We start from the raw sequence: 25,257 nt of genomic DNA on the forward strand, positions 1-25,257 counted from the left end.
GTCTAGCCTCGTTTATCGATGGTCGCTACCACAGACAAACCAGGAAGCAGTCGACCTTTCAACTCTTGCTGATCTGGAATAGTAATTTTAACCGGTACACGTTGAACGATTTTAGTGAAGTTACCGGTCGCGTTTTCTGGTGGTAGGAGCGCAAATTTAGCGCCAGTCGCAGGGGAGAAACTGTCTACCACACCTTCAAGAGGCTGCCCCGGGAACGCATCCAGCTCTACTTCAACCGTCTGACCTTTGTGAATACCACTTAGCTGTGTCTCTTTGAAGTTGGCTTCAATCCACACTTGGTTGTTTGGTACCAAGCTCATCAGTGGTGCGCCTGCTTGAATCAGCAAGCCTTCACGTACGCTGCGTTTACCAATCACGCCATCTGCTGGCGCGTAAATTTTGGTGTAATCAAGGTTAAGCTGTGCTTGATCTCTCTGGGCTTGAGCTTCGGTCACGGATGCATTTGCTTGCTCAATCTCACTAGCGATAACGGTTAATTGGTCATTGGTTGCAACGAGGTTTGCTTTTGCTTCTTCTAAATCTGCCTGAGTTACTTTTTGTTGTGCAACCATGCTATCGACTTCATCTTGAGACGCGTAGTTACGCTTTAGTAAGCTACGAGAACGTACCACTTGTTGAATCGCGCGTTCGTATTCAGCTTGTGCAGAATCAACGCGGCTTTCTGCTTGATTGATCTTGCTACGTTGTAACGTTTGTTGTGCCACTAGATTTTTGACGTCTGATTGCACGACGCTTAAATGGGCGTTTGCTTGAGCGAGTGCTGACTGGTAATCACGGTCATCGATTTGAACCAGCAAATCACCTTCTTTAACCGATTGGTTATCACTCACATAAGACTTAACAATATAGCCAGAGACCTTAGGGCTAATATTCGTGATGTCGCCTTGTAGGTAGGCATTGTCGGTAGATTCAAAGTACTGGCCATAGCCGTACCAGTATCCAGCACCGGCTAAACCCAATGACAGCATGATCGCAGTAGCAATAAGCGGAGCTTTTTTACGTTTTTTTGTGCTTACTGTTTGCGAAGCGTTGTTGTTCTCTGTCATTTTTTCTTTCTCATTTTGTTTTTATTTAGATGTAACGAATTGTAAATGAATTCGATTGATTGATAAGATAGGAAAAAAGGGAAACACTGTTGCAAAAATCTAACTAATGGCGCTTTGGGAGAAGTACGATGGACTTAAATGCTGTGACTGTTTTTACACAAGTTGTTGATTGTGGGAGTTTCACGCACGCAGCTGAAGCATTGAACATGACCAAGTCGACCGTCAGCCGAAAGCTAGACGAGCTGGAACAGCATCTAGGTGTGAGGTTGATCACTCGTTCGACACGAAGTTTAGTCTTAACGCCAGAGGGTGAGCGCTTTTATCAGTCGAGCATGCAGATGCAAGAGATCATGAACCAAGCTGAGCTAGAGGTTTCAGCCAATCAGGATTTGATCCGAGGGCAGTTAAATGTTGTGTTGCCTGTCGAATTGGGGCATCAAGTATTAGCTAAATACATCCACAGCTTCCTAAAAGAGCACCCAAACGTGACTTTGAACTTAGAACTGTCGAATCGAGAAGTCGACATCATTGCGGAGGGGATCGATCTTTACGCACAAATTGGTGAGCTAGTGGACTCGAGCTTGGTTTCTCGCTACCTCACAACATCAAAGCGTGTATTGGCAGCCAGCCCTGAGTATTTAGAGCAGTTCGATGACGTCTCTTCACCCGATGATCTTGAACCGCCATTCAGAATGATTGAGGTGGTGAACAAGGCCGCGCGTCTACCCAAGTGGCATTTACAATTAGAAGGCGGAGAGTCGATTTTGATCGATCTGCCGTGTCAGTTACGGGTGAATACCATCACGGCATGCCTAACAGCTTGTGTAGATGGGCTCGGCTTGGCGGTGCTTCCTGAATTCATTTGTCGTGAGCACTTCAAGACAGGTAAGTTGATTCGTTTGCTACCTGAATATGAGATGCCGGAAGTTTCAGTAAGCCTAGTGTATGCAGACAGGCAGTTGATGCCGAAACGTAAGAAGGTCTTTATCGACTATCTACTGACTGCTTTTCAAAATAGAGCCAATCAAATAACGAAATAAAGGCATATTGTATTGGGAGCAACAGAAGGAATCGGCTGCCTAACTGTTGATTAGTTGTAATTCATTGACAATGACCAATAACATTGAAAAGAGAAAAACGAACTTGTTAACAAGTTCGTTTTTTTCTGATTGCTAATGTAGTTGTAGGCTAAGTACCGAACTAGCTCTTTTTCTCTGTGTACTCTAGCTTGTAGAAGTGAGCTTCACTTTGTCCATTCGTAAATTGGTTGTATACGCCAGCTTTGAAGTAGCTTAATAGGTGACGCCAGTAGTCAATATCCTGCTCAACTTTACGTTCACCGTTTACGTCAACAATAAGTTTCTTATCACCCACGATTAAATCAAACGCTGTTGGTTTGCCTTGTGGTGCTTTGCCTAAATCATACTGAGAATATGCTACGTCTGATTTGCACATTTCCTTGTCTTGGTTTTTCTTGCCGAACGATCCTTTACAAATTACAGCGTTGTTTTTAATGATTGCCCAGAAATGCCCTTCAATACCATTATTGTCACGTTTCCATACAACACGAAGCAAAGGGTGAGGGACATTGTGAGTACCAAGATCATCTAAGCCTTTGTTATGTACTTGTAGGAATGTAATCTCGTCTTGCTTAGAGTCTGAGTTCTTCATCGACTCTTCAGGTTTTATGATCTCCACCTCCGAACTTAATGTGTATGTTTCATTTGTTAAGTCTGTGCGGAAGTTTTCCTGAACGCGTAGCTCGTTGCGCAGGTGGTCATTCTTCATGGTAAAGACTAGCGCTTCACTTTCTTTGTCGACATAGAAGTTGTTGTTCACAATGCCGTCGTAGTTATTATCGAGCGCAAAATAGTCTTTGTTGCCTTTCTTTCCGTTTGGATCTGAAATTTGAAGTTCAGAAACTGACAAAACATTTTGGTATTGAGAGTAATTAGAAGGTTCGCCTAAAGCTCCTTCTGGATTCGAAAACTGAACATTAGCGATTGCCGAAGAAGAAAAGGCAAGAAGGGCACAGCAAGTGAGTAGGGTCTTTTTCATCAAAAATATCTCTTTTGTATTATTATCATTCAATATAAGCATTGATATCACTTTTGAGATTTATGTGAAAACATCTGTGTTTGAAATTGTGGTCGGCACCCAATTTTCTTGTACAAAAATAGAGAGAATTAGGTGTCGATTGGGATTGGTACCTGAGTGTCAAAGGTGTGGATTTTTGCTCGTTAACAACACTACCTGCTAACCCGTAATAGTGAATAAGGTGAGGCTTAAAAACGGCACGTTCAAACTAGTTAGGCTCTGATTTCCACTCTAACGTTTGTCCGTTGCTCAATACGGCTTTTATAGCGCTCGGCGAGACTTTAAGGCCTCTCTGATGAAAGGTTTGATCTGAAAAATTGGCAATGATCTTACTTCCGTCACTGAACTCAGTTTGTTGAACATCGCCGCTCTTATCTAACCATTCGGAATCGACTAACTGTTTATCCCATAACTGTTCGTGCATTGGTTCAAAGCCATCTTGATAGTGTTTGAGTGCTTTGATTCTCTGGCTTGAACTTGATAAAGCTTCATCTCTGGTCAAGTGAACCATCGGTGGTGTGTTGTACAGCATGGCGGTTAAGTCACGTTCTGCTTGTACATTAGTGAACTTAAGGCTGTCTGAATGCCAATGGTGCGTATTGATTACTTCATCATGGAAAACGGCTTGGTAAAGTGGAATTCGATATTGAGGCGAAAACAGTAGCGACTTATAGGGCTCTTTAACCTCGGCCGGCTTAAAGAAGAAGTCGGGCTTGTGGTCTGGGTACCAACGACCTAAGTAATAGGGAGATTGGCGGTTCTCTTTCATGTCTTTGTCTGTCCAACCAAAACCAACCGTTTCTAAGCCGTGTGCAAACGCGATGCCTTTTGTTGTTAGGCTGTTGCCGTCTTCAGAGCCTAATACTAACGAAGGTTGCTCGCTAAGCCACTTCATTCGGTTGTTGAACGCAGAAAGCATGTCTGATTCGTCGTTTGTATTGCCATTACTGTCTATAGAGACGCGGTAATCTTCACGTGCCATGGCGGTTGCATCAACATCTAAGAACAAGCTGTTGAAGTTGCCGAATCTCATAATGTCTTGAGCACGCTGTTTTACGTATTCGAAATTGGTTTTTGTATTTGAGGAAGCATTAGAGGATGCATCTGAAAAGAACAGTTGATTGTTGGTTGCATTAACCATTTGATAGCTAATGAAATGATTGTTTTGCTGTACTGTCCAAAAAGGCATCTTCAAGTCTTGAGTAGTGTTACTTCCAGAATGGTTACCGACGAGATAACTTGCCCAAAGCTTGTTGTCAGTAGGCACGCGCATACCTTCACTAAACGGAAGAAATAGTGTCTGAGTTTGTTGTTCGGCAAGATCAAACCACGCCAATTCGATGGGTTTGTTTCGTTTCACCTGTATATTTGAAGGTAAGCTGAACTGAAAAGTGAGCTGGTCTTGATTAAGCTCTGCCTTAACGTTTATTCCACTGGGTACTAAGGTCCAAGTGGCGATTTTTGCTGAGTCAGCTTTATCGGAAAAGCCAATGACCAGATTGGTCGCTTTCTGTGGTTGGCTATCAACGGTGAGAGCAGCACTGTTAACGCTTAAGCCGTTCCAATCGACCTCTAAAGTATTCGATGAGGTAGCGACGGTATTGTTGTTACTGGTGAGCGTTATTTGGCTCGCTTGTGCGTTGGATGAAAACAGACAAGCTGTTGTTAAAGCCACAATGGCAAAATTAGAAAGATTGAGTGGGTGACGTACGCTGAGCATATTTAGATTCCGTAAAGGGTAACTACGGTTATTACACCTAAGTAGCGCTAGTGCTTTGTCACCTATATGTCTCTATTTTCTGTTTGGCTTTAGTGGTTTTCCATTAGAAAGGCACGGCGACGCGCTGCACATATTGGACTTCAATAGCGCCTTGGTATTCAAACATTTCAACCGAAGCACTCAAGTGCTTGGCTTTGGTTCCAAGTGGACTTTCTGTGGGAACGGGTGCTTGCGCTGTTTTGATTGGCACTTTGTAACCCAGCAGGTTGTAGTTTTCATCAAACCATTGCCAACTCACGTTAGCGTCGGGGCAGTTGTCGATCACCTTTGGAGGCGAGAGCACGATATGTGGTTCGCTGAGTTTACTTTCGAGCGTCAGCCATCGATTACTGTTATTTAAAGCGACAATAATAGGGTAGTGATTTGAACCTATCTTTAGTTGATAAACACCAGATTCGGGTTTGATGAACATTTCATTGGTTTCAATCTCTTGATACTCATTATTGGAAGCGAGTTGTCCATCGAGAAGGACTTTACCTTTAGGCGATACCAAAGAAAGAGTTTGAGTTTCTGAGCCTTTGCTGAGTTGCTCGGCAGAGACTTTGATTTGATAACCGTGCGACGACAGGCCATAGCGTCGAATGAAGCTGACTTGGATGTGGTGTTTTGGCTCAGCACTTTGTTTGAGTAAGGTTCCACATTGAGTCTGGCTCAGGATCTCTTGTTTGACTGGCAGCCAAAGCTCACTATCGAGTGATTTGTGATCGAGTGCGATTTGCAGCTCTTGCCACGCAACTTGAGGTTGGTCATCAAGTAGAGATTGATAGGTGTGCTGCAATGGCGTGTCGGTAAACCATGCCGCATGACTTGCGAGCGGCAATGTGTAGATCAGTGCGGTTAACGAAGTAACTTTCATTATGATTCCCCGGCCAAGCGGTAACCAACGCCACGATGTGTTTCTATATTCAATGTTGGCAGCTTCTGGCGTAAGCGCAGTATGTGATTATCAATAGTTCGGGTACTAGGAAAAGCCTGATATCCCCAAATCTTATTGAGTAATTCATCTCGGTGAAACACACGACTTTGGTTCTGAACAAACAGTACCAATAGCTGAAACTCTTTAGGTTTTAGTGTTACAGGGCTTTCATCCAGATAAGCGATCCGTTCCGACAAGTTGATTTGGATATTTGCGTAAGTTAAGAGGCTCACACCTAACGGACGTAGCTGGGTAATGACTCGAGCGAGTAATTCGTCGTTCGAAAATGGTTTAGTCACATAGTCTTTGGCACCCGCCATTAAACCTTCAACACGTTGTTGAACTTCTACTTTAGCGGTCAACACAATCACAGGCAGCGCTTTGAGGAGCAACCAGTTTGGAAGGTGTTGCAAGCTGTCCCCATCTTCAAGCTGTCGATCCAGTATCACAAGATCGGCTCGAAACCATTTCTTACTGGCATTCTCTGAATCCTTCGCCCAAAGGCATTGGTAACCATTGGATTCAAAGATGCTGACGAGGCCTTGTCCAAGCAGTTGGTCGTCTTCAATCAGCAGTAGGGTGTTCATAAGCAATTTCCAAAATACATCGGGTTGGGTTACGAAGAATAATGAGGCGGCCATTCGCTTGCTTCATCAAGTGCTCGACAATAGTCAGGCCAATGCCCATGTTATCCAGTTCGTGCGTTTCACTTGGCGTGACACCAGACATGAGCCGTTGTATCGGTGAAGGGAAGTGCCCCTCGTCTTGTACCTCAATCGTCAGCTTGTCACCGAGTTCGACCTTTACCAAAACCTCACCTTTACCATGTTGTTTGGCATTCTTGATTAGATTATCCAAGCAGATGGTTAGCCAGTAATAGGGAAGGTTCAGTTCAACTTCACGCGCTTCACATTGATAAGAAATATTGTGCTTTTCACAGACATGATCGAGCCACTCTTCTAATGAAGCGTTTTGCTTCAACAAAGGCTCTGACTGATCCGAACTTAGGTACACTTTGCTGTTTTCGGTGAGCTGAGAAAGCCTTTGATAGTCAGATATTAAACGCCAAACCGCACTTTGAGTTTCATCAGAAAAGTCATCGTAGCGATTTCTAAACATTTCGACGGTTAAGCCTAGGCTAGTAATAGGCGTGCGCAGTTCATGAGTAAGAAGCTGTAAAACGAACTGCCTCTCTTTTCGTTGTTTTGTTCTTAGGTATAAGACTCTAGCGAGCCCGGAAAGCAATGTTAGCAGCAATGTAAAGATCAACGTTTTCATGATCAGATTGTCATTGCTAGGCTCGTTTAAGCACACGTTACTGTAACGAAAAGTACAGGTTTCACCTGCCAAAGATACCTCTTGTTGCTCTGCGATAGGTTGCCAAACATCTAAGGGAATAGCTTTCCAGCCTTGTTCGCCACTTAACCAAAGCACATCATCTTGTTGCCAAGCGCGGTATCCATTGAGCAGTGCTTCTCTGCCTTGTGCACTTAGGCTTTCTAGTTTGTTATATAAAGGGTGCTGAGGGTTGGTAAGACTCAAAAATGGGCGTATCTGCTCGGTCATATCTGGGTAAGCGGCTAAATAACGACCAGCAAAGCTGCCACCGGCAGGGTGACGTTTGGAGTGTGCTGCAAACCAAATCGAATCCAATGTTTGTTGCTGACACAGAGCGAGCTCGAACTCGATGGCTTCATGTAATGAAGGGTTACTGCTTTCAATCGCTTGGCAGTGATCTTGTATTGACGCTAACGCTGCGATGTCGTCCCAACTGAATTGGTTGAAATCAGGATAGCGGCTATTTTCATGGAGCAGAACTTTCGGATACTGAGCCAACTCTTGTTGAGATACTAAGAGTGGGGATGATTGCCAGCTCAGTTGATACAGAGTTTGCCACTTATCTTGCAAACTTTGGGCATTGACTAGGGTTGGGAGCCAAAAGATCAAGCAAAGAGCTAATGTAAACCTGCGCATCCAATCATTCTCGTTAAAAGTCGTGGGGCGAGTCTAAAGAGTTTTGGGCGCGATTTGTAACCTGAATGTCAACAAGTGTTCTTTTAACAACAAATTGTCGAGTGGGTCATGCTTTTAAATAATAAAGTACAAATACAGTAAGTATCATTTATTTGAAATAAAATAGATAATTGTGTACTTACTGTCATTATTGGGCGAAATGAGGGGACTATACTGGGCTCATACCTAATAAGAGGAACCATCATGAAACTCATCATCAAATCAGTATTGGCAATCAGTATTTTGGCTACAGGCTCTGCTCATGCGTTCGAATTAACCAGCAACGATATTCAAGAAGGTCACCCAATGGCAAAGACTTTTGAATACTCTAGTTGGGGTTGTGACGGCGATAATCAATCACCACAATTGATGTGGAAAGATGCACCAGCAGGTACCAAAAGCTTTGCTATCACAGCTTATGATCCAGATGCACCGACTGAAAGTGGCTTCTGGCATTGGGTTGCGTTTGATATCCCTGCAACTGTGAACGAGCTACCTCGCGGTGTCGACATCTCTAAAGTCGGTGGCAAAGAAGGTCGCATTGATTACGGTACAGTTGGCTACGGTGGCGTTTGTCCTCCAGAAAAAGATGGTATGCACCGTTACCAGTTCACGGTTTGGGCATTACCAACGGACAAACTTAACCTCGACGAAAATACGCCGTCGGCTGTGGTTGGATTCACGTTGAACAGCATGGCTTTAGACAAAGCTAAACTGACCGCAACTTATACACGTTAATAGCTTATGTACGTTAAAGCTTATACACGTACATAATAAGTAAACAAGGGGATGAGATGAATCATCAATATCAAGTGACGATCTTTCGTGCAGAGCAGTTACAAAAACTGCGTAATGTGAGGATTCTATCCCCTAGTATCATTCAGATTATTACAGGCAGTAAGCGCCTGTTTTGGAAAGATTCAGCGGCAGAGCTCTCACATTCTGAGCTGTTGTTGTGTGAGGCATCAGCTTCACTAAGTTTTGAGAACATGCCCCACAAAGGGCGCTTCTTGTCGCGAGTGTTCAGCTTTCAATTCCAACCTTCTCAGGCGATGCTTGATTTAAGTGAGGAACGCTCGAATGATCTGGGACTGCCTACAGTAAAAGCGGATCGAAACTTACAAGACTCACTCAATGCTCTGTTCTCTTTTGATACACAGAGCATGAGCAAAGAGACTCAACAGTTTTGGTTGCAGGGCTTGTACCAGCAATTAGCTGAAAAAGGGGTGTTGCATCTATTGTTTGTCAGTGCCAACGTCTCGTTTAGCCAAAAGCTCAGCCATTACCTTTCACATTCACCAGATGAGAAACATCCATTAGAGTCGGTGGCGGAGCGATTTGCGATGAGCCGAGGGACATTGATTCGGAAGCTCAAACTGGAAGGCATGCAATATCGAGAGGTACTGGCTGAAGTTCGCTTGAGTCACGCGCTTTATCTGATGCAAAACGGACAGCAGAATGTGGCGATGTTGGCTCAGTCTTGCGGTTACCAATCGGAAGGGCGTTTTAGTCAGCGCTTTAAAGGCAAATTTGGTTTGTCGCCAAGTGAATACATCAAAACCGTCGTCAGCCATAGAGTCGCGAGCAAATAAAGTCGCGACGCCATAATCATTCTGTTTGGCCTAAACGCTTACTTTCTTATCTCGTGCTGCCAATGCCGCGAAAATCGTACACGCAAAGGCAACAGATGCGATCAGCAGAATCGGCACACTCCAAGAATCTGTCTGGGCATGAAGCTTACCCACCAGCGTTGGACCAGTGGCTGCCAACGCATAACCGATTCCCTGAGCCATACCCGACAATGATGCGGCTTGGCTGCTATTCGATGTACGCAAGCCAACAAAAGAGAGCGCGATAATAAACGTCGAGCAGTTGGCTAATCCGAACAGTCCCACCCAAAAAATCGCAAACTCAGGCAAATACAGAAGACCAATCAATCCAACAAATACACTCGATGCACATAGAGTGATGAGCCATTGTTGATTGTCACTTTTGGCTAAGAACGGCAGTAACAGCAGCCCCGGAACCATAGTCGAAAATTGCAGAAATCCATAAATGTAGCCCGCGTCGATTTCGCTGTAGCCAAGATCGTTCAATATCTGTGGCAACCAGCCAGCCAAAGAGTAGAAGGTAAATGAGTTAAGCCCAAGCGCTAACGTTACTTGCCACGCTACGCCGCTTTTAATCATCTGTTTCATCGGCAGAGGTTTGTCTTGTTGCTTGTTATTGTTGGCTGAAGGTGAGCGTTTTCTGATTTTAGGCAACCAGATCATCAAAGCTAATATTGGGAATATTAGGTTCATTAACAGTGCTAATTGCCAACCCGTGATCGTAAATAAGGTTAGATTTGAAAACGGCACCATCAAACTTGAGCCTAACGTCGACCCGATGCCCATCGTAAAGATGTACAGAGAAGTCACAGTAGCGATGCGTGTCGGGAAGCTAACTTTCACTACTACAGGCAACAACACATTACCAATCGCGATACCAAGCCCGATCATCACCGTGCCGATATACAAGGTTGGGGTTAACCCAGCAGAGCGCAGTGTAATACCCGTAGTGATCAGAACTAAGCCTAATAACAGGCTAGGCTCTAGACCAATTCGTTGGGATATCTTGGTGACTAATGGTGAGAATAAGGCAAAAGTTAACAGTGGCAAAGCTGTTAAGAAGCCTGCAGCCGATGACGTAAGGTTGAGGCCTTCCATAACCTGAGAAAGCACAGGAGCCAAGCTCGTAAAAGGCCCACGAAGGTTAAGTGCTAGGAATAGAATCCCTAACATCACGAAAATGCTATTACGAAGAGAGGCGCTCATAGGTTGTTCTACTGTTTGCTTATGAGAAGACAGGCTAGCCTACAGATCATTGAATGATTACACAAATACCGTTTAAATAGGTTTACTAATGATTGAACCTGCGCAGTACGCGCTTAGCCAGAAAAGTCACCCATGACTGTATTAAATATCGACAAGCTCATCTCGGACTTCCCACTGCTTCAACAATTATTGCATTGGAAGAAGTGGTTTGGTTTAACCCAAATGTGACGACTCTGGAGCGCGGTTTGCTTTATGTGGGTTTAGGCGAACAAGATATTCACGATGCGAGCATGAGGCTGCAAAGGTTTGCTCCTTATCTAGCCAAGGCGTTTCCTGAAACTCAAGCGACCAATGGCATCATCGAGTCTGAGCTTGTTGACATTCCATCTATGAAATCAGCATTGGGAGCACATTATCAGCAGCCAATAAAAGGGCGTTTGATGATGAAGAAAGACAGCCATTTGCCGATTTCAGGTTCAATCAAAGCGCGTGGTGGTATTTATGAAGTACTAACACATGCCGACAAGCTTGCGATTGAAGCGGGGTTACTGTGTGAGAGCGATGACTACAGCAAGCTGCTCGAACCTGAGTTTCGTAACTTCTTCCAACAATACAGCATTGCGGTAGGTTCAACGGGTAATCTAGGCATGTCGATCGGTATCATGAGTGCAAAATTGGGCTTTACTGTCTCTGTTCATATGTCGGCAGACGCGAGATCTTGGAAGAAAAGCAAACTTCGTGAGCATGGCGTCAACGTTGTTGCAAATATGAGCTGCTAAAAAGATAAGTCATGATAGAAGAGTGTTGTTTATAGCTTGTACACACTCTTTCTCACCTCTAAATCCCACCTTAATTCAAACAATAACTTGCACAGATCGTTATCCAAAACACACATTTTATAAATTAAGCTTCTTAGATGTTCTAACTATCAGTTAGGTTGAGTGGCATTCAACTTGATAGGGATTGAGCAATGCAGACGGACAAAGTGATACAGACAAGACACATAAACACACCAGAAAAATTACTCCAGCGTTTAGATGCGATTGGGGAGTCTTTGGAAGCATCGGGTAAGGCTCATGCTTTGCTGGGATTGGGCTCAGTAGGTATTGAAACAGAACGACTTGATCAGTATTCAGATGTCGATTTTTTCGCAATAGTGCAAACAGGGCACAAGCAGTATTTCTTAGACAGTTTGCATTGGCTATCTGATATTCACTCAATCGACTACGCAGTGAGAAATACCGTCGATGGCTATAAAGTTCTGTACGCTGACGGAATCTTTTGTGAGTTTGCAGTGTTTGAACCCCACGAGTTAGCGCACATTTCGTTTGCTGAAGGGCGTATTGTTTGGCAGCAACATGAATTTGATACACAGTGTTGTGTTTCACCAATAAAAGGGGAGACAGACACTAATTCCCAAGATTGGATCATTGGTGAGGCTCTAACCAATCTTTATGTGGGTATGTCTCGTTATAACCGAGGCGAAAAGCTGTCGGGCAGTCGGTTCGTTCAATCTTACGCACTCGATCGTTTGATCGATCTTGTGGATCAAACTGAACAGTCTGAGCCTGAATTCGTTGATGAATTTATGTCGGATAGAAGGCTAGAAGCACGCTTCCCTAAGTTTGCCCAATTGCTACCAACCTTTACCCAAGGCTACGAGCGCACCGCTGAATCGGCACTTGCCCAACTAGCATTCCTCAACACCCATTTCGCAGTCAACCAAGCCATGTGTGACCGAATCTCTGAACTGTGTTCCAGTAAAGATTAAGCCTATAAACTGTTAATCTTAAACCTATTTTCTTGGTGTGCGTAAATAACAGTTGTCGCTCGTCTGTATTGTTGATAGGTTTTAACCATGAAATTTAATTCTGCTTCAACTTCAATTTTCTTTTGGTGGTGCTCTCAATAGAGCAGCACGGAATACTTACATTCTTTAGCTGCTGGACGGTAGCTAAGAATGTCATCAAAAATGTCGCCTCTTTTTATCTCCAGTAGCCTTTTTAACTTGGAGATACACCATGAATACCAACTCAAACAGCCATACCGACAGCAATAATATTGGCAGTAAGAACAATACCAACAAGCCTGAAATCATTCTGACTGGCGATAGAGCTACTGGGCCTTTGCACTTGGGTCATTACGTCGGTTCACTTAAACAAAGAGTCTCTTTGCAGCATATTCACGACCAAACGATATTGGTCGCTGACATGCAAGGGCTTACCGACAACGCCCATAATCCTTCGAAGGTTTCTTCCAACATTCTCAATGTAGTCGCTGACTATCTTGCGGTGGGTATCGACCCGACCAAGACCACGATTTGTCTGCAATCACAGTTGCCGGTGTTAGCTGAGCTCACCATGTTCTACAGCAATCTTGTTTCTATCGCCCGCTTGGAGCGCAACCCAACGGTCAAAAACGAGATTCAGAACAAGGCATTTGGTCGCTCTATTCCAGCTGGCTTCCTCACTTATCCAATCTCACAGGCGGCAGACATCACTGCTTTTAACGCGACTTTAGTGCCTGTTGGCGATGATCAATTGCCGATGTTAGAACAAACCAATGAGATAGTAAGGAAAGTGAATTCGCTCGCTGGCAAATCAATCTTAAATGAATGCAGACCGCTTCTCAGCAATGCATCTCGTCTCCCTAGTACCGATGGTAAAAGTAAGATGTCTAAATCGATGGGCAACGCCATTAATTTGGGTGCAATAGAGAAAGAGATCAGAGCTGCCGTTAAATCCATGTATACCGACCCAAATCATCTACGAATTGAAGACCCAGGCAAAGTAGAAGGGAACATCGTGTTCACTTATCTTGATGCTTTTCACAGTGACGCTAACTATGTAAGTCAACTAAAAGAACATTACCAAAGAGGTGGGTTAGGCGATGGACAAACTAAGAAAGTGTTGGAAGAGTGCTTACAGGAGATGCTTCGTCCTATTCGTGAAAGAAGAGCTGAGTTACTGGATGATAAAGCGCAGCTCATCGATATTTTGCGAAATGGTAGCGAAGTCTCTAGGGAAAGAACGCAAAAGGTACTGTTCGATGTAAAAGACGCCTTTGGTCTGAATATTATCTAGCACTGGTTACGTGTAAATAAAGTCAATTAATTTGAATGCCGAGTACGATTGATTTATAAAATAGATTTCGGTGAATGTAAATGAGGTTGTATGGCAACGCATAATCTCAAACTCCAGCTTTCAAGTTATGGTAATCAAATGAAAATTAACGTTTTATTCTCTATCTTATTTTCGGCTTTGGTTTTAATGTCTGGCTGTTCAGATGTGGTCAGCGATGAGTACTCGACTTATGCGCAAGCCAAACAAGAGCGATTGTTTGACAGAGGTTGGTTACCCGACATTTTGCCTAAATCTACCGTGAAGATTGAAGTGAATAACGATCTGGATGCGAATACTTCAGAAGGAAGCTTCATCATCAACAAGCCAGCATTGTCTGAATTTATTGGGAAACTAAAGCTGACTGAATCAACCAATCAATTTCAGTTTGTGGATGGCGAGAATGTTTGGGTGTTCAAGATTGGTGATGATAGTCTAGTTTCCTACACGCTCAGTAAGCGCAAAGGCTAAGTTCAGTAATTCCAACCTACATTTCTGTTATGAGTTATGTGGGTTGTCGAATGACATTGTTCACCTAACTGTGCCTAGTCACCGCCAATAAGCCCTTATCACTCTTAGTTACAGGAAGGTAATGATGGAAATCAGTCAGTTGGATCATTTGGTCTTAACCGTGAAAGATTTACAAGTTACGGTCGACTTTTACCAACGGGTACTTGGAATGAAGCCTATCGAATTTGGCGAGGGCAGGTTGGCGTTGTCATTTGGAACGCAGAAGATCAATTTACACCTCAGAGGTAGCGAGTTCGAGCCAAAGGCAAGGCGTGTGCAGGTCGGTAGTGCAGATCTCTGCTTTATTACCAATATGCCAATTGCTGAAGCCACTGAACATATCAAAGCACAAGGCGTCGTGATAGAAGAGGGACCAGTACAGCGAACCGGTGCGACGGGAAAAATTGTCTCTGTTTATATTCGAGATCCTGATGGCAACCTCATTGAAGTCTCGAATTATTAGTTTTAGACCTACAATCGTACGCTTTTCTTTACTCTTCAAGTACATGACATTTCACTTTTACGCTGCTTGGTGCTGGATGTAGTCAACCAAATAAATTACAATCGAACGACGTTTTATTAATTCGTGCTTTATCACTATGATGAGAAACTTACTCATATTCATCGTTAGCCTGTTCTTCTTAACAGCCTGTTCTTCAACGAGTAATCGTCAGCTAGACGACGAGACATTGAGCAACGAAGACGCTATGTCGAAAAGTATAGAGGGAGAGAGTAATCTCGAGACTTCAAAGGATACAAACGCTGAGACCAGCGTTGATTCTTCCCATGATTCAATCGTTAATCATCAACCACTCACTAACCTTGATTCAAATAAAGACACGATAGCTCACGCCAATGCAGAGCCAGAATCAGTGGAGCCTTCTCAAATAGAAGCGACAGAAACAACTGAAAGCGATGCTAAGAGTGGCGGTGAAAAAGGCATCGGAAGCTATTTTATTCGTCATAATAAACCGACTAAGACGGTGATTAAATCACTAGAGGGCGTGACAGATGCATTGAACGTCATGACGTTTGGAATATTTGCCACCGGTAATGGTTAAACCGTTAACCAAGAACGCCAACCTAATAGATAGAATGAAACGTGAAGGCGACCCCAGTGGTTCGCCTTTTTTGATCTTTTAAATCTAGCCATCGTTGCGCCTAATCATCGTGTTCACTTATCTAGGCATTTGAGTCAGGCGACGGTTAACGAAAATAGGAAATTATTAGTTCTGGAAGGGACTCGCCGAATTTACCTTGTTTGACTTGTTATATGCATCAAGGGTTCTAATACTCATCCCAAAGTAAGCAATAAAATCTAATCTTACAAAGACAAATCTTATATTCACTTACGAGCATAGTAAGATGTTTGCTGTTAAGTGCGGTTAGGTTTAGTTATCAATATTCTAGGGAAGAAATATGAACAACAAGAGTGTGTTTTTAAGCGTCGCGGTGGTGATGTTATCTGCTCATGCAAATGCATCAGACGCGAGCCATGAGTCTGTATCAGATGGTGTTATCGCAGAACAAAGAGCGAAGCTTTCTGAAAACACCCAAGGGCAAGGTTTTGGACCGCAAGCTCCACGAGATTTGGGTTCATTAGAAGGTAAAAATACTAGGCTGTTCTCGGATGCCCCTGATTCAACAGCGATGAACTTATGTAATATTCACTTCCATAAAAATGCTGAGCATAAAGGTGGAGAGTTTACTCAATACGCTGGTAACGGTGATGGTAAGGGATTCCAGAGTGGCTTTAAATACACAGGCAAGCTGAGTTCTGCTGAGCTGAAACCATTTGAGGGCAAGGTTTGTCCGAGCGAGCATGGTTCTTTGCATTCGGGTGACACCATTGAAGTTCACTATGTTTATTCAACGGCGCAAGTTGAACCGGGTGAAACACTGGGTGCTTGTTTTAACGATGCGATTACCAACCCGCAACTGCGTGTAGAAACCCAAGTATACGTATTAGTGAATGACGACAAAGCACCCGACTTTGAAGCGCTCGCTAAACATTCAAAAGTGAACGGCTTACACCAAGCACCAAACATCCCACAAGATACGGGCTCAGCGATCCAATACGCAGGCTCTACAACGGGTCCTGGTTATAATGAGCAAGGTTCACCTTTCCAAGTAACATGGAGCGTTAGACCACAAGTCGCGAAAGTAAATATCGCGACAGTAGGTAGCTGGTGTGAAGGCAATGACTTTAACGAAGATCACGCCCACGGTGTGAGAAACTTGGTGGTTAACCCCGAGTTGTTATCACCCATTCGTAACGACTAAACGATTCTGGCGAACAAAATGATTAAGGCGAGCCAATAGGTTCGCCTTTTTTATGCCCTAACGAAAAGTACTTAGGTTTAGGTTTAATTAAGTCTGGTGGGTAAATTACGTGCGACACTTATTCAATACATGAGTTGTGTAAATCGTATTTAGTAAAAAACGTTCTTTACCAGAATCGAAGCTCCATGATACGTTCATGATCAATTATGTTGGGTTATAGAAAAGGACAGTCCAATGTCATTAGAAAGTGCGATTACATTCTTTATTGCCATGTTTGTATTTGGTATTACTCCGGGGCCTGGCGTCTTTGCCATTTTAGCTCGTGCTATGGTTCAAGGATGGCGAAAGTGCGTCACGCTTTCGTTAGGTATGATATGCAGTGATCTTATTTACCTTGCGCTTGCCTGTTTCGGTCTAGCAACGATTGCCGAGAATTGGTCGATTGCGTTTGAGGTGATTCGCTATGTTGGTGCAGCTTATTTGATTTACTTGGGCTACAAGATGTTTAAGAGCCTGCCTGAAGTGCAAGGCTCTGCGGAACTTGCGGCCAAACAGAGTCAGAAATCTGAACTCGCGAGTTTCGCGCAAGGCTTTTTGATTTCAGCATCGAACCCTAAAGTGATTCTGTTTTATATTTCGTTCTTGCCGACTTTTATTGATCTGACTGTTCTGCGCTCACAAGATATCGTATTAGTTTCTGCTTTAGCATCTGTTGCTCTGATGTCAGGCTTAATGCTTATCGCTGTGGGCGCGGGCAGAATGGCAGGTTTGTTAAAAACGCCACGCGCACATAAAAGGTTAAACCAAAGTGCTGGTGGAATAATGATTGCTGCTGGCTCATATTTGGCGATCAATCGATAAATACGAATCTTTAAACAAAAAGGCGAACCGATGGGTTCGCCTTTTTAGTTGGATATGTCCCGTCCTGAAATGTGTTTACACATTGAGGACGAATTATGGCTACTTCAAATAATACCTACGTTAAGCGCACTCAGCGTGATTACACACTAGGCTTTAAATTACAGGTCGTCGCCGCTGTAGAAAGAGGCGATATGACATATAAACAAGCCCAAACCATTTATGGTATCCAAGGCCGTTCAACTGTTTTAACTTGGCTTCGAAAGCACGGTAAGATGAATTGGGCGCAAACTCCAAGGATGAATACCATGCACCAATCAACTAAGCCTAAAGAGTCACCAGCACAGAAAATAAAGCGTCTTGAGAAAGAGCTGGAAGACGAAAAAATCAAGAATCTCTTTTTAAATAGAGTGGTTGATATTCTTGATGCTGAACACGGAACTAGCCTCAGAAAAAAGTATCTCACCAAGGAGCAAGAAGCCTTCAAGAACAAGAAGGAATAAGTTTAGTTCGAGTATGTAAGCTATGCGGGATAACGAGACAAAGCGTTTATCAACGAGAAAAGCGAGCTGTTCATCGCCAGTTGGAACTTAAACCCATCAAACAAATGGTGTTGGATATTAGACGTTATATGCCTCGGGTTGGCACTAGAAAGCTCTACTTTTTACTTAAGCCAAAGTTGCAAGAACAAGGTATCAAGTTAGGTCGGGATGCTCTTTTCAACTACTTACGTGATGAACGGTTATTGGTAAGACCTAAACGTAGTTTTACGAAAACGACAAACAGTAAGCATTGGATGAAAAAACATCCGAACTTATTAAAGAACTACAAACCATGCACTCCAGAGGGTGTGTTAGTAAGTGATATTACCTATATCCAATCAGATGAAGGCATTCACTATCTCTCATTGGTAACTGATGCGTTTAGTCGGAAAATTATGGGCTACGAGCTGAGCAACGAAATGAAGGCGACGGATGTTGTGAAAGCGCTAGATATGGCTATTAAGGGGCGTCAATATCATCGTTCGTGTATCCATCACTCTGATCGTGGTCTCCAGTATTGCTCCGGTGTTTATCAAGATAAGTTGAAAAGTAGCGGCATAAGCCCCTCGATGACAGACGGTTATGACTGCTATCAAAATGCATTAGCAGAGAGAGTAAATGGAATACTGAAACAAGAGTTCTTACTTAATAAGTGTAAAAACCTCGGAGAGCTTAAACAACTAGTAAAAGAGTCTATAAGTACCTATAACAATATGAGGCCGCACCTTAGTCTCAGGATGAAAACTCCAAATGAGGTGCATGAAAAAAGCCAACAGCTGATGCTGTTGGCTTAGTAGAAATACTGTCAACGTATTTTAGGACGAGACAATATAAATGCCATCGTTTAAACAGAGACTTGTTTGTTAGTCACAATGGTGCAATTATTTAACGAGTGATATTACTCAGATGCATGTCTTATGATGACTATCGAACAACAGCTTTCTCGGCTGGATCTAAACTTATTGGTGTCGTTAAGTGTTTTAATCAAAGAGAGGAACGTAACGCGAGCTGCCAATACCTTGTATCTGTCTCAGCCTGCGATGAGTCGTACCTTAAGTCGCTTGCGAGAGTTGTTTGATGACCCACTGTTCTATCGAGAGTCTAATGGCTTAGTGCCCACGCAAAAAGCGCTAGAGCTACAAGCACCTTTAGAAGAGTTGCTATTGGCTATGCGAAGCCTAGTAACGAAATCTGCGTTTGATCCTGCTGAATGTGTTCAAACCTTTGTTGTCTCTGTACCGCCATTAATGAGTCGGATGCTTTCTGTTCCCCTTGCTGAACGCTTCATGCACGATGCTCCAAACGCCAGTCTTATCGAATATCCCATTGCGAAAACGCCCACCAGTCAACTGCTGTCACGAGATGTAGATTTTACTATTCACATCGAAGCCCCTAGCAATCCAATCGAATTTCCATACGTGAGTCTTGGGCAGATCTATCCGGTATTTTATGTTTCTGAACATCACCCTTTAGCCAAAGCTGAAAATGTAACGCTTGAGCAGTGCCTCGAATCTCGTTTTGTTGACCTCACGCTCGATATTCGCTCGAATTACGGGCTGCAACACCCTGTAGACACTTACTTAGTTAAGAATGGAATGCAGAGAGATATTGCCTTTAAAAGCGGACAGCTTCTTACGCTGGTGGAAGTGATGCAGAGTTCGGATACAATTTTGGTTGCGACCCACAAATTGACGGAGCTAGAGGGAATAGGCGACAAGATAGTGCCGATATTCTCTCTAGATAATGTTCCCGAATTAATGTTCGAACTGTTTTTGATTGAGCATAAGAGAACCGTTACCAGCCCAGCACACCGATGGTTTAAGAACTTAGTCGTGTCCGTGATTGAAGACGTTGTTTGTGACAGTTGATTAAGGCTACGGACTTTAGAGCTGGCCTAAGCAATAACCAGCTAGAGCAATAACCGACCTCCAGTTTTCATATGGATCTGGTTTAGATACTTCAGCGCCTGTGATTCATAACATGACGTCTTCCTTTCCTGCTTTATTATTTCTAATCATCAGTTGGTTTGCGCTCAGCCAATTTCAACGACAGCCCTAAACTGGATTAATTACCCTAGCTGTCTATTGTTAAGCAGTGAGCCTGTTGAAGGTAATCGTTCATCTTAAGAATAAATCGATAGTGGTGACATAACTTTCATGCATATCTCTTATACGGCGATGTCATTTGTGAATTTATGCTGCCTTGATAACATTGTTCACAAGTTGAGCGGTTAACGAACTAACTGTTCGAACAAAAACAAATGGACTATGTATTGATTTAGCGTTATCGATTTATTAGAGGTCAACAATGAAAAAATTAGCATTAGTAGTTTTAGGTTTAAGCGCAGTTTCTCTTTCTTCTTACGCAGCTGAAGAAGTTTCAACTCTGACAGAGTTCTTCAATGCCGATGGTGAAGTGACTACCGTCGACAATTACGCGGTGTACGAAACGTCACGCCAATATTTGAAAAACCAAGAGCTTGTTGGCGTTAATAAATTCCTACACAAACGCGAACTCACGCCAACCGATAAACAGCCTGTGGTTCGAATGAACCGAGACACCTACTACTCAATGGCAGTAATTAATGTATCAAAGGGGGCGACCGTCACGTTACCTGAGATCCCTGAAGGCAAGTACATGTCGATGGAAGTGATTACTGAAGATCACCGCATTCAGCCAATGCAATACGGTTCAGGTACGTTTGATCTTTCTACTCATAGCGGTGATCACGTTTACGTCATTGTTCGTACCGACGCGACATTCTCGAAAAATGAAGTTCATGAAATCCAAGATAAAATGAGCATTGATGCAAAAGCAGACGGCAAATTTATGGCAATGCAAGTGGATGAGAAATCATTCGATGAGGTAGAGAAAAACCTTAAAATGGAAATGCCGAAACTACTGAAACGCGATGGTGCTCAGGCGACGTTTGGTATGTTTACCAGCCCTGAAGATGCTTCAAAAGAGATGTTTACCAAAGAGAAGTACGCAGTGGGTGCGGCTATCGGTTGGGGTGGCGCGCAGTTAGATGACAATATTTACGAAGTCTCTGGTAACTTCCCAGCAGACACTTGTCATCAGGCAACCTTTGATGATCCTAAGAACCAAGCGTTTTGGTCGGTAACGGTCTACAACAAGCAAGGTTTCATGTTTGGTGAAGTGGCGAACGTAAGCTCAAACACGGCTGAGAAAAATGCAGACGGCACTTACACCGTAAGCTTTGGTTGTGGTGATGATGCAGTAAACAACATCAAAACAGAAAACGATTCTGGTGTGTTTAACTTAGCTTTCCGTCATTACATTCCAAGCCAAAAAGTACGTGATGGATTCCGAGTGCTTCCTTACGTGAAAGCAGTGAACTAATGTTGCGATAGTCGTACAATGATTATAGATGCGCGTTATTACCAAATGGCAATAACGCGCTTTTTTATGGATTCTATTTCATTTCTTGCTTTCTTAAGTGTAGAAACACAAAGGGCGACTCAAAAATGGTCTAACTTTGATTATACGCAGCGAGCCTCAGTTCAAATAAATCAATTAAACCTTCTTCCATCGATACTTTCAGTTGCACCACGCATTTGATCGAATTTAAACCCGCTGACACCTTATGTGATAACGCTTCCAGTTATCTTTTCAGCCTCTAAAGGGAACAAATACCACAACCAGCGTTATAAAAAGCGATAGCCGTGGAGTGTTATGAGTCCTATTTGAGGTGTATAGTTATAGGTAATTCATTGGGTTATTGAATATTTAAGTTATCAAAAGATGCGGATGTCATGAAGAAAAACGGATTTACTTTAATGGAATTAATCATTGTGATCGTGATACTTGGAGTATTGGCCGTTACAGCAGCCCCGAGGTTCCTCAATATTCAAGAGTCAGCAAGAGAAGCGGTACTTGAAGGTGTTGCTGGTGCGATGGAAGGCGTTATCACGCAGGTGACTTCTAAAGCTATTATTGTTGGGCTTGATCCTAGTGCGGAAAATCCAGATGACCAAGGTGACTATGTTATCGATTTCGGTATCGGTCGCGTTGAAGTAGATTGGGGGACGCTTTGCCCTGAAAGTGAAGGCGACAAAGGTGACAAACTTGATATGATTGATTTTCTGACGCTATCTGAAGATGACGATTTAACATCAGCTGTTGGAAATCGACACACTGTCGTTGGATACACTCATTCATTTAGTGAAGCTGACCTTAACAGCAATAACATAACTGATGATGCCTTACCTTCGGGTTGTTATGTTATCTATGATTCTTTTGGTCGAACGAATGGGAGCGAATGTCCTGAGGGCGGCTGTGAATGTACCGTCCGCGTTGTAAATGATGATTGTTAAACCAAGCACATCATCTGGTTTATAGAAATTCAATAAAAAAGCGCGTTATTGCCGAGTAGCAATAACGCGCTTTTTTCTACTAGCTTATTGGCCTATCTTAGTTTGCCAATGGAGCACTTGCTGGTGGCAAGTCACGTTTCTTAATCACGTGTCGTAAGCGAATTAACATCAGCGTCGCTGAAACGCTCAAGCCCGTTAGGATACCAATCCAAAAGCCTTCTTCACCCATTGCTGGAACAATGTGGTCTGTTAAGCCCAACACCATACCTAATGGTAGTGCTAAGCCCCAGTATGAAGCGATAGCTAAGATCATCGGGATCTTAGTGTCTTTATAGCCACGCAGTGCGCCGTTAGCAGACGTTTGCAATGCATCGCTGAATTGGTACATCGCCGTAAAGGTCAACAATACTGCTGCTGTTGCGCTAATTGCAGGGTCGGTGGTGTAAAGCCTAATGATCCACTCAGGGAACAGCAAGAACATCGCAACCGAAAGCAACGATATCAACGCCGCAACCAAGATACCGACTTTGCTGCGTTCAATTGCGCCTAGTTCGTCTTTCTCGCCTAGTGCATGTCCAACACGAATCGTAATGCCAAATGAGATACTCATAGGAATCACGTAAGTCAGGCTCGAAATATTCAGAGCAATTTGTGCCGCTGCCACGTTCTCTGCACCAATACGACCAATCATCAGTGCGATTACCGCAAAGATACTGCCACACACCGCGATGTTCATCCCGATAGGTAAACCTAATCTTAGAAGGTGAAGCATCTCTTTTGCTTTTGGCTTCGCATCTGTAAAACTAATAATAGTTTTGTAGTGGTGATGGCCTTTAATGTAGGAATACAGCATTCCCGACATCAACCAATACACCAAGCTTGTTGCCCAGCCACAACCCACAGCACCCATTTCAGGGAAGCCAAACTTACCGTAAATAAGCACGTAGTTGACCGGAATGTTCACCAACAAACCAACCACAGAAATGATCATTGGTACTTTGGTATTGTTCATCCCTTCACAGAAGCCGTTCAAAGTGTAGAACAGGGCAATACCCGGCACACCAAAGGCGAGGGCAAACGCATAGTCACTGCCGATAGGGATGATCTCAGCGGCTACACCAATCCACTCTAAGATCGGTTTCGCACTCACCAAATAGGCTATGAGTAATACGCTCGCAATTAATGCCAACCAAACCATCTGAAAAAATTCAACAGAGATACTTTGAAAGTCACGTGCGCCGCGGTGGTAAGCGACAACCGGCGTTAACGCCATAATCACGCCACGCAGTAGCAGTAACACTGGGATCCAAAGGCTAGTGCCGAGTGCAATAGCGGCAAGATCGGCAGGGCTTACTTGGCCAGCCATTGTCGTATCGACAAATCCCATCGCTTGGGTAGCTATTTGAGTCAAAATGATTGGAATCGAAAGATGCATAAGCGCACCCGATTCACGAGTAAAAGGACGAAGTTTCGTTAGCATGGAAGTTCACAACACCAATATAAATACACGAATGATGGCAGGATGGCCGGTGTGCATTTTAGGATGTGCCCCGTTGGGCGGGCGACAATATAAACACCTTACCGTATAGGGTCAAGCATTGGATTTATAGAGTTCAAGTTGCTCTGATATATACCGCCACGTCTTAGCTTCAAATCTAGTGCTGGATAACTCTCCTATTGCCACAATGCCAGCAGAAACACAAATAACCCAATTCCAAGCGTGACTTTTAAAAGTAAGCCAAGAGGGGCTCCACCTTTTGGCGCTTTATTGCAACATCCCATAATCGTTTCCTAGTTATATTGAGCTCGTGAGTTGACCTTAAACCTTCCCCTTACAGTAAGGTCAATAAGTTTATAAAACTTAACCAAATTAACCTTTCTTATCGTGTTGGATTCGTTAAGATAAATCCAAAGTCTGCGATTAGAAGTGTGAGGATAATGTGTTGATAGAAAAGTGGTTAGAGATCGATGGTGATCAGCTTTATTGCTTGTCGACTGATATCAAAGAGTCTCAGGAAACACTGGTGTTGATTCATGGGTTGGGTGAGTCGCATTTATGTTTTGCCGATGTGTTTGACTGGCTACCGAATTACAACTTAGTCATGTTCGACCTGTGTGGTTATGGCTATTCTCCTGCTTCGAATATATCCCACTCAACAGAAACTCAAGCAAATCGAATATTGAAAGCACTCGACTTATTGAGCATCCATGGTTGCTTTCTACTTGGGCACTCTTGGGGAGGCGATACATCGACGTTGATTTGTGAATACGACACGAGAGGCATCGTGCGTGGTTTCATTAATGCTGAAGGCGGACTGCACGAAGAAAGCATCATCCTATCCCAGATTATTGCAGATACATATTCTGAACTAAGCACTGACGAGTTTGCGAACTGGGTGAAAGGAGAAGGTTTCTCAAAACGTTTTCCCATGGCTTGGGGACACGGAGCAGGTGTTAAGTATCTTTCGTCAGTTAGAAGATGTGAGCCAGAGGTTCTTGGTCAAACCGCCAGTGAAATCTACGGACAACATGCGACTCAAGATATCCGTGGCGTGGTTGGCTGGGGACAAATTTTCGAAAACTTATCCATACCTAAAGTATATTTTTGGGGTGCTGACAGCCTAGAGGGTTGTGAGCGTGCGAAAGAGTTTATTAGTACGTTAGACAACGTTTCATTTGAGGGCGCAAACCACTGGGTGCAAAACGATCCGGCCAAGTTCTATGCGGAAGTAGATAAGTTTATTACTGGCGTTACAAATAGAACCAAAACTTAGATATTCAACAACGATAATAGAAAGTCTATATGTGGATTGTTGGTTAGCTGGCGCGATCTTTACCTCTCAGCTTGAAATGATTGATTCTCCAAATCGAGTAGGAGGAGGCCTCACGGCCTCCGTCCTCTCACACCACCGTACAAGC

Annotated in this window: 23 protein-coding genes and 1 pseudogene; 16 read left to right on the forward strand and 8 right to left on the reverse strand. The window is 43.5% G+C overall.

The window, feature by feature from the left end:
* Positions 1–2 precede the first annotated feature (2 nt).
* Positions 3–1,067 (reverse strand): HlyD family secretion protein, encoded by a 1,065-nt coding sequence (locus AB6D58_RS18245; RefSeq protein ID WP_017072190.1) that lies wholly within the window; start codon positions 1,065–1,067, stop codon positions 3–5.
* Between the two features lie 128 nt (positions 1,068–1,195).
* Between AB6D58_RS18245 and AB6D58_RS18250 the strand changes: the two genes are divergently transcribed.
* Entirely contained in the window at positions 1,196–2,107 is a 912-nt protein-coding gene (locus AB6D58_RS18250; RefSeq protein WP_017060504.1) for a LysR family transcriptional regulator, read from the forward strand.
* Positions 2,108–2,267: 160 nt separating this feature from the next.
* Here the strand turns inward: AB6D58_RS18250 and AB6D58_RS18255 are convergent, their stop codons facing one another.
* The 5 genes from AB6D58_RS18255 to AB6D58_RS18275 all read right to left on the reverse strand — a co-directional run bounded on the left by AB6D58_RS18255 (position 2,268) and on the right by AB6D58_RS18275 (position 7,834).
* On the reverse strand, positions 2,268–3,125 hold the full coding sequence (locus AB6D58_RS18255) for a polysaccharide lyase family 7 protein (protein ID WP_017060503.1): 858 nt from the start codon (positions 3,123–3,125) through the stop codon (positions 2,268–2,270).
* A 247-nt stretch (positions 3,126–3,372) separates the two neighbouring features.
* Positions 3,373–4,884: a glycoside hydrolase gene (locus AB6D58_RS18260; RefSeq protein WP_372157960.1), complete on the reverse strand. Its 1,512-nt coding sequence runs from the start codon at positions 4,882–4,884 to the stop codon at positions 3,373–3,375.
* Positions 4,885–4,987: 103 nt separating this feature from the next.
* On the reverse strand, positions 4,988–5,800 hold the full coding sequence (locus tag AB6D58_RS18265) for a DUF2861 family protein (RefSeq protein WP_017060501.1): 813 nt from the start codon (positions 5,798–5,800) through the stop codon (positions 4,988–4,990).
* The gene (locus AB6D58_RS18270; protein WP_372136476.1) at positions 5,800–6,447 is read right to left on the reverse strand and encodes a response regulator transcription factor; all 648 of its coding nucleotides are present in this window, start codon (positions 6,445–6,447) and stop codon (positions 5,800–5,802) included. The genes AB6D58_RS18265 and AB6D58_RS18270 overlap by 1 nt, the downstream gene beginning before the upstream one ends.
* Complete coding sequence (locus AB6D58_RS18275) at positions 6,425–7,834, reverse strand: DUF3404 domain-containing protein (protein ID WP_372157963.1); 1,410 nt, start codon at positions 7,832–7,834, stop codon at positions 6,425–6,427. Before AB6D58_RS18275 ends, AB6D58_RS18270 begins: the two co-directional genes overlap by 23 nt.
* A 243-nt stretch (positions 7,835–8,077) precedes the next feature.
* Here AB6D58_RS18275 and AB6D58_RS18280 point away from each other — a divergent pair, with 243 nt between their 5' ends.
* The gene (locus AB6D58_RS18280; RefSeq protein WP_017060498.1) at positions 8,078–8,611 is read left to right on the forward strand and encodes a YbhB/YbcL family Raf kinase inhibitor-like protein; all 534 of its coding nucleotides are present in this window, start codon (positions 8,078–8,080) and stop codon (positions 8,609–8,611) included.
* 56 nt (positions 8,612–8,667) lie between these two features.
* A complete protein-coding gene (locus AB6D58_RS18285; RefSeq protein ID WP_017060497.1) occupies positions 8,668–9,465 on the forward strand; it encodes a helix-turn-helix transcriptional regulator in 798 nt (265 codons plus the stop codon).
* Between the two features lie 30 nt (positions 9,466–9,495).
* Here AB6D58_RS18285 and AB6D58_RS18290 read toward each other — a convergent pair whose 3' ends face one another.
* The gene (locus AB6D58_RS18290; RefSeq protein ID WP_372055142.1) at positions 9,496–10,689 is read right to left on the reverse strand and encodes a CynX/NimT family MFS transporter; all 1,194 of its coding nucleotides are present in this window, start codon (positions 10,687–10,689) and stop codon (positions 9,496–9,498) included.
* Between the two features lie 132 nt (positions 10,690–10,821).
* Between AB6D58_RS18290 and AB6D58_RS18295 the strand changes: the two are divergent.
* The 12 genes and pseudogenes from AB6D58_RS18295 to AB6D58_RS18350 form a co-directional block, all read left to right on the forward strand.
* A pseudogene (locus tag AB6D58_RS18295) lies at positions 10,822–11,450 on the forward strand (D-serine ammonia-lyase); the annotation flags it as partial.
* Between the two features lie 209 nt (positions 11,451–11,659).
* The gene (locus AB6D58_RS18300; protein ID WP_372157965.1) at positions 11,660–12,460 is read left to right on the forward strand and encodes a hypothetical protein; all 801 of its coding nucleotides are present in this window, start codon (positions 11,660–11,662) and stop codon (positions 12,458–12,460) included.
* Positions 12,461–12,710: 250 nt separating this feature from the next.
* Entirely contained in the window at positions 12,711–13,772 is a 1,062-nt protein-coding gene (trpS, locus tag AB6D58_RS18305; protein WP_372157967.1) for a tryptophan--tRNA ligase, read from the forward strand.
* 138 nt (positions 13,773–13,910) lie between these two features.
* Positions 13,911–14,279 (forward strand): hypothetical protein, encoded by a 369-nt coding sequence (locus AB6D58_RS18310; protein ID WP_017068673.1) that lies wholly within the window; start codon positions 13,911–13,913, stop codon positions 14,277–14,279.
* A gap of 124 nt (positions 14,280–14,403) precedes the next feature.
* Positions 14,404–14,781, forward strand: coding sequence for a VOC family protein (locus tag AB6D58_RS18315; protein ID WP_372157980.1), 378 nt, complete (start codon positions 14,404–14,406; stop codon positions 14,779–14,781).
* A 136-nt stretch (positions 14,782–14,917) separates the two neighbouring features.
* Positions 14,918–15,379, forward strand: coding sequence for a hypothetical protein (locus AB6D58_RS18320; protein WP_372133300.1), 462 nt, complete (start codon positions 14,918–14,920; stop codon positions 15,377–15,379).
* Between the two features lie 358 nt (positions 15,380–15,737).
* The gene (locus tag AB6D58_RS18325) at positions 15,738–16,601 is read left to right on the forward strand and encodes a delta-class carbonic anhydrase (RefSeq protein ID WP_372157970.1); all 864 of its coding nucleotides are present in this window, start codon (positions 15,738–15,740) and stop codon (positions 16,599–16,601) included.
* 234 nt (positions 16,602–16,835) lie between these two features.
* Positions 16,836–17,462 (forward strand): LysE family translocator, encoded by a 627-nt coding sequence (locus AB6D58_RS18330; protein WP_017066602.1) that lies wholly within the window; start codon positions 16,836–16,838, stop codon positions 17,460–17,462.
* 95 nt (positions 17,463–17,557) lie between these two features.
* A protein-coding gene (locus tag AB6D58_RS18335; RefSeq protein WP_102319877.1) for an IS3 family transposase occupies positions 17,558–18,795 on the forward strand; the annotation gives its coding sequence in 2 pieces (ribosomal slippage) (positions 17,558–17,930 and positions 17,930–18,795; 1,239 coding nt in all).
* 123 nt (positions 18,796–18,918) lie between these two features.
* On the forward strand, positions 18,919–19,869 hold the full coding sequence (locus tag AB6D58_RS18340) for a LysR family transcriptional regulator (protein WP_372157973.1): 951 nt from the start codon (positions 18,919–18,921) through the stop codon (positions 19,867–19,869).
* A 439-nt stretch (positions 19,870–20,308) separates the two neighbouring features.
* Entirely contained in the window at positions 20,309–21,364 is a 1,056-nt protein-coding gene (locus AB6D58_RS18345; protein ID WP_372157976.1) for a DUF1254 domain-containing protein, read from the forward strand.
* A gap of 413 nt (positions 21,365–21,777) precedes the next feature.
* Entirely contained in the window at positions 21,778–22,338 is a 561-nt protein-coding gene (locus AB6D58_RS18350) for a type II secretion system protein (protein WP_108099267.1), read from the forward strand.
* A gap of 97 nt (positions 22,339–22,435) precedes the next feature.
* Here AB6D58_RS18350 and AB6D58_RS18355 read toward each other — a convergent pair whose 3' ends face one another.
* The gene (locus AB6D58_RS18355; RefSeq protein WP_108122564.1) at positions 22,436–23,818 is read right to left on the reverse strand and encodes an MATE family efflux transporter; all 1,383 of its coding nucleotides are present in this window, start codon (positions 23,816–23,818) and stop codon (positions 22,436–22,438) included.
* Positions 23,819–24,278: 460 nt separating this feature from the next.
* Here AB6D58_RS18355 and AB6D58_RS18360 point away from each other — a divergent pair, with 460 nt between their 5' ends.
* The gene (locus AB6D58_RS18360; protein WP_017071757.1) at positions 24,279–25,112 is read left to right on the forward strand and encodes an alpha/beta fold hydrolase; all 834 of its coding nucleotides are present in this window, start codon (positions 24,279–24,281) and stop codon (positions 25,110–25,112) included.
* The last annotated feature ends 145 nt before the right edge of the window (positions 25,113–25,257 follow it).

The sequence above is a fragment of the Vibrio sp. 10N.239.312.D08 genome (genome assembly GCF_041466145.1).
GTDB lineage: Bacteria > Pseudomonadota > Gammaproteobacteria > Enterobacterales > Vibrionaceae > Vibrio > Vibrio crassostreae_C.

What these genes read in the sequence shown, in the direction of transcription:
- AB6D58_RS18245 (WP_017072190.1), bottom strand. Translation starts at nt 1,067, where the DNA reads ATGACAGAGAACAACAACGCTTCGCAAACAGTAAGCACAAAAAAACGT.
- AB6D58_RS18250 (WP_017060504.1), top strand. Translation starts at nt 1,196, where the DNA reads ATGGACTTAAATGCTGTGACTGTTTTTACACAAGTTGTTGATTGTGGG.
- AB6D58_RS18255 (WP_017060503.1), bottom strand. Translation starts at nt 3,125, where the DNA reads ATGAAAAAGACCCTACTCACTTGCTGTGCCCTTCTTGCCTTTTCTTCT.
- AB6D58_RS18260 (WP_372157960.1), bottom strand. Translation starts at nt 4,884, where the DNA reads ATGCTCAGCGTACGTCACCCACTCAATCTTTCTAATTTTGCCATTGTG.
- AB6D58_RS18265 (WP_017060501.1), bottom strand. Translation starts at nt 5,800, where the DNA reads ATGAAAGTTACTTCGTTAACCGCACTGATCTACACATTGCCGCTCGCA.
- AB6D58_RS18270 (WP_372136476.1), bottom strand. Translation starts at nt 6,447, where the DNA reads ATGAACACCCTACTGCTGATTGAAGACGACCAACTGCTTGGACAAGGC.
- AB6D58_RS18275 (WP_372157963.1), bottom strand. Translation starts at nt 7,834, where the DNA reads ATGCGCAGGTTTACATTAGCTCTTTGCTTGATCTTTTGGCTCCCAACC.
- AB6D58_RS18280 (WP_017060498.1), top strand. Translation starts at nt 8,078, where the DNA reads ATGAAACTCATCATCAAATCAGTATTGGCAATCAGTATTTTGGCTACA.
- AB6D58_RS18285 (WP_017060497.1), top strand. Translation starts at nt 8,668, where the DNA reads ATGAATCATCAATATCAAGTGACGATCTTTCGTGCAGAGCAGTTACAA.
- AB6D58_RS18290 (WP_372055142.1), bottom strand. Translation starts at nt 10,689, where the DNA reads ATGAGCGCCTCTCTTCGTAATAGCATTTTCGTGATGTTAGGGATTCTA.
- AB6D58_RS18300 (WP_372157965.1), top strand. Translation starts at nt 11,660, where the DNA reads ATGCAGACGGACAAAGTGATACAGACAAGACACATAAACACACCAGAA.
- trpS (WP_372157967.1), top strand. Translation starts at nt 12,711, where the DNA reads ATGAATACCAACTCAAACAGCCATACCGACAGCAATAATATTGGCAGT.
- AB6D58_RS18310 (WP_017068673.1), top strand. Translation starts at nt 13,911, where the DNA reads ATGAAAATTAACGTTTTATTCTCTATCTTATTTTCGGCTTTGGTTTTA.
- AB6D58_RS18315 (WP_372157980.1), top strand. Translation starts at nt 14,404, where the DNA reads ATGGAAATCAGTCAGTTGGATCATTTGGTCTTAACCGTGAAAGATTTA.
- AB6D58_RS18320 (WP_372133300.1), top strand. Translation starts at nt 14,918, where the DNA reads ATGATGAGAAACTTACTCATATTCATCGTTAGCCTGTTCTTCTTAACA.
- AB6D58_RS18325 (WP_372157970.1), top strand. Translation starts at nt 15,738, where the DNA reads ATGAACAACAAGAGTGTGTTTTTAAGCGTCGCGGTGGTGATGTTATCT.
- AB6D58_RS18330 (WP_017066602.1), top strand. Translation starts at nt 16,836, where the DNA reads ATGTCATTAGAAAGTGCGATTACATTCTTTATTGCCATGTTTGTATTT.
- AB6D58_RS18340 (WP_372157973.1), top strand. Translation starts at nt 18,919, where the DNA reads ATGATGACTATCGAACAACAGCTTTCTCGGCTGGATCTAAACTTATTG.
- AB6D58_RS18345 (WP_372157976.1), top strand. Translation starts at nt 20,309, where the DNA reads ATGAAAAAATTAGCATTAGTAGTTTTAGGTTTAAGCGCAGTTTCTCTT.
- AB6D58_RS18350 (WP_108099267.1), top strand. Translation starts at nt 21,778, where the DNA reads ATGAAGAAAAACGGATTTACTTTAATGGAATTAATCATTGTGATCGTG.
- AB6D58_RS18355 (WP_108122564.1), bottom strand. Translation starts at nt 23,818, where the DNA reads ATGCTAACGAAACTTCGTCCTTTTACTCGTGAATCGGGTGCGCTTATG.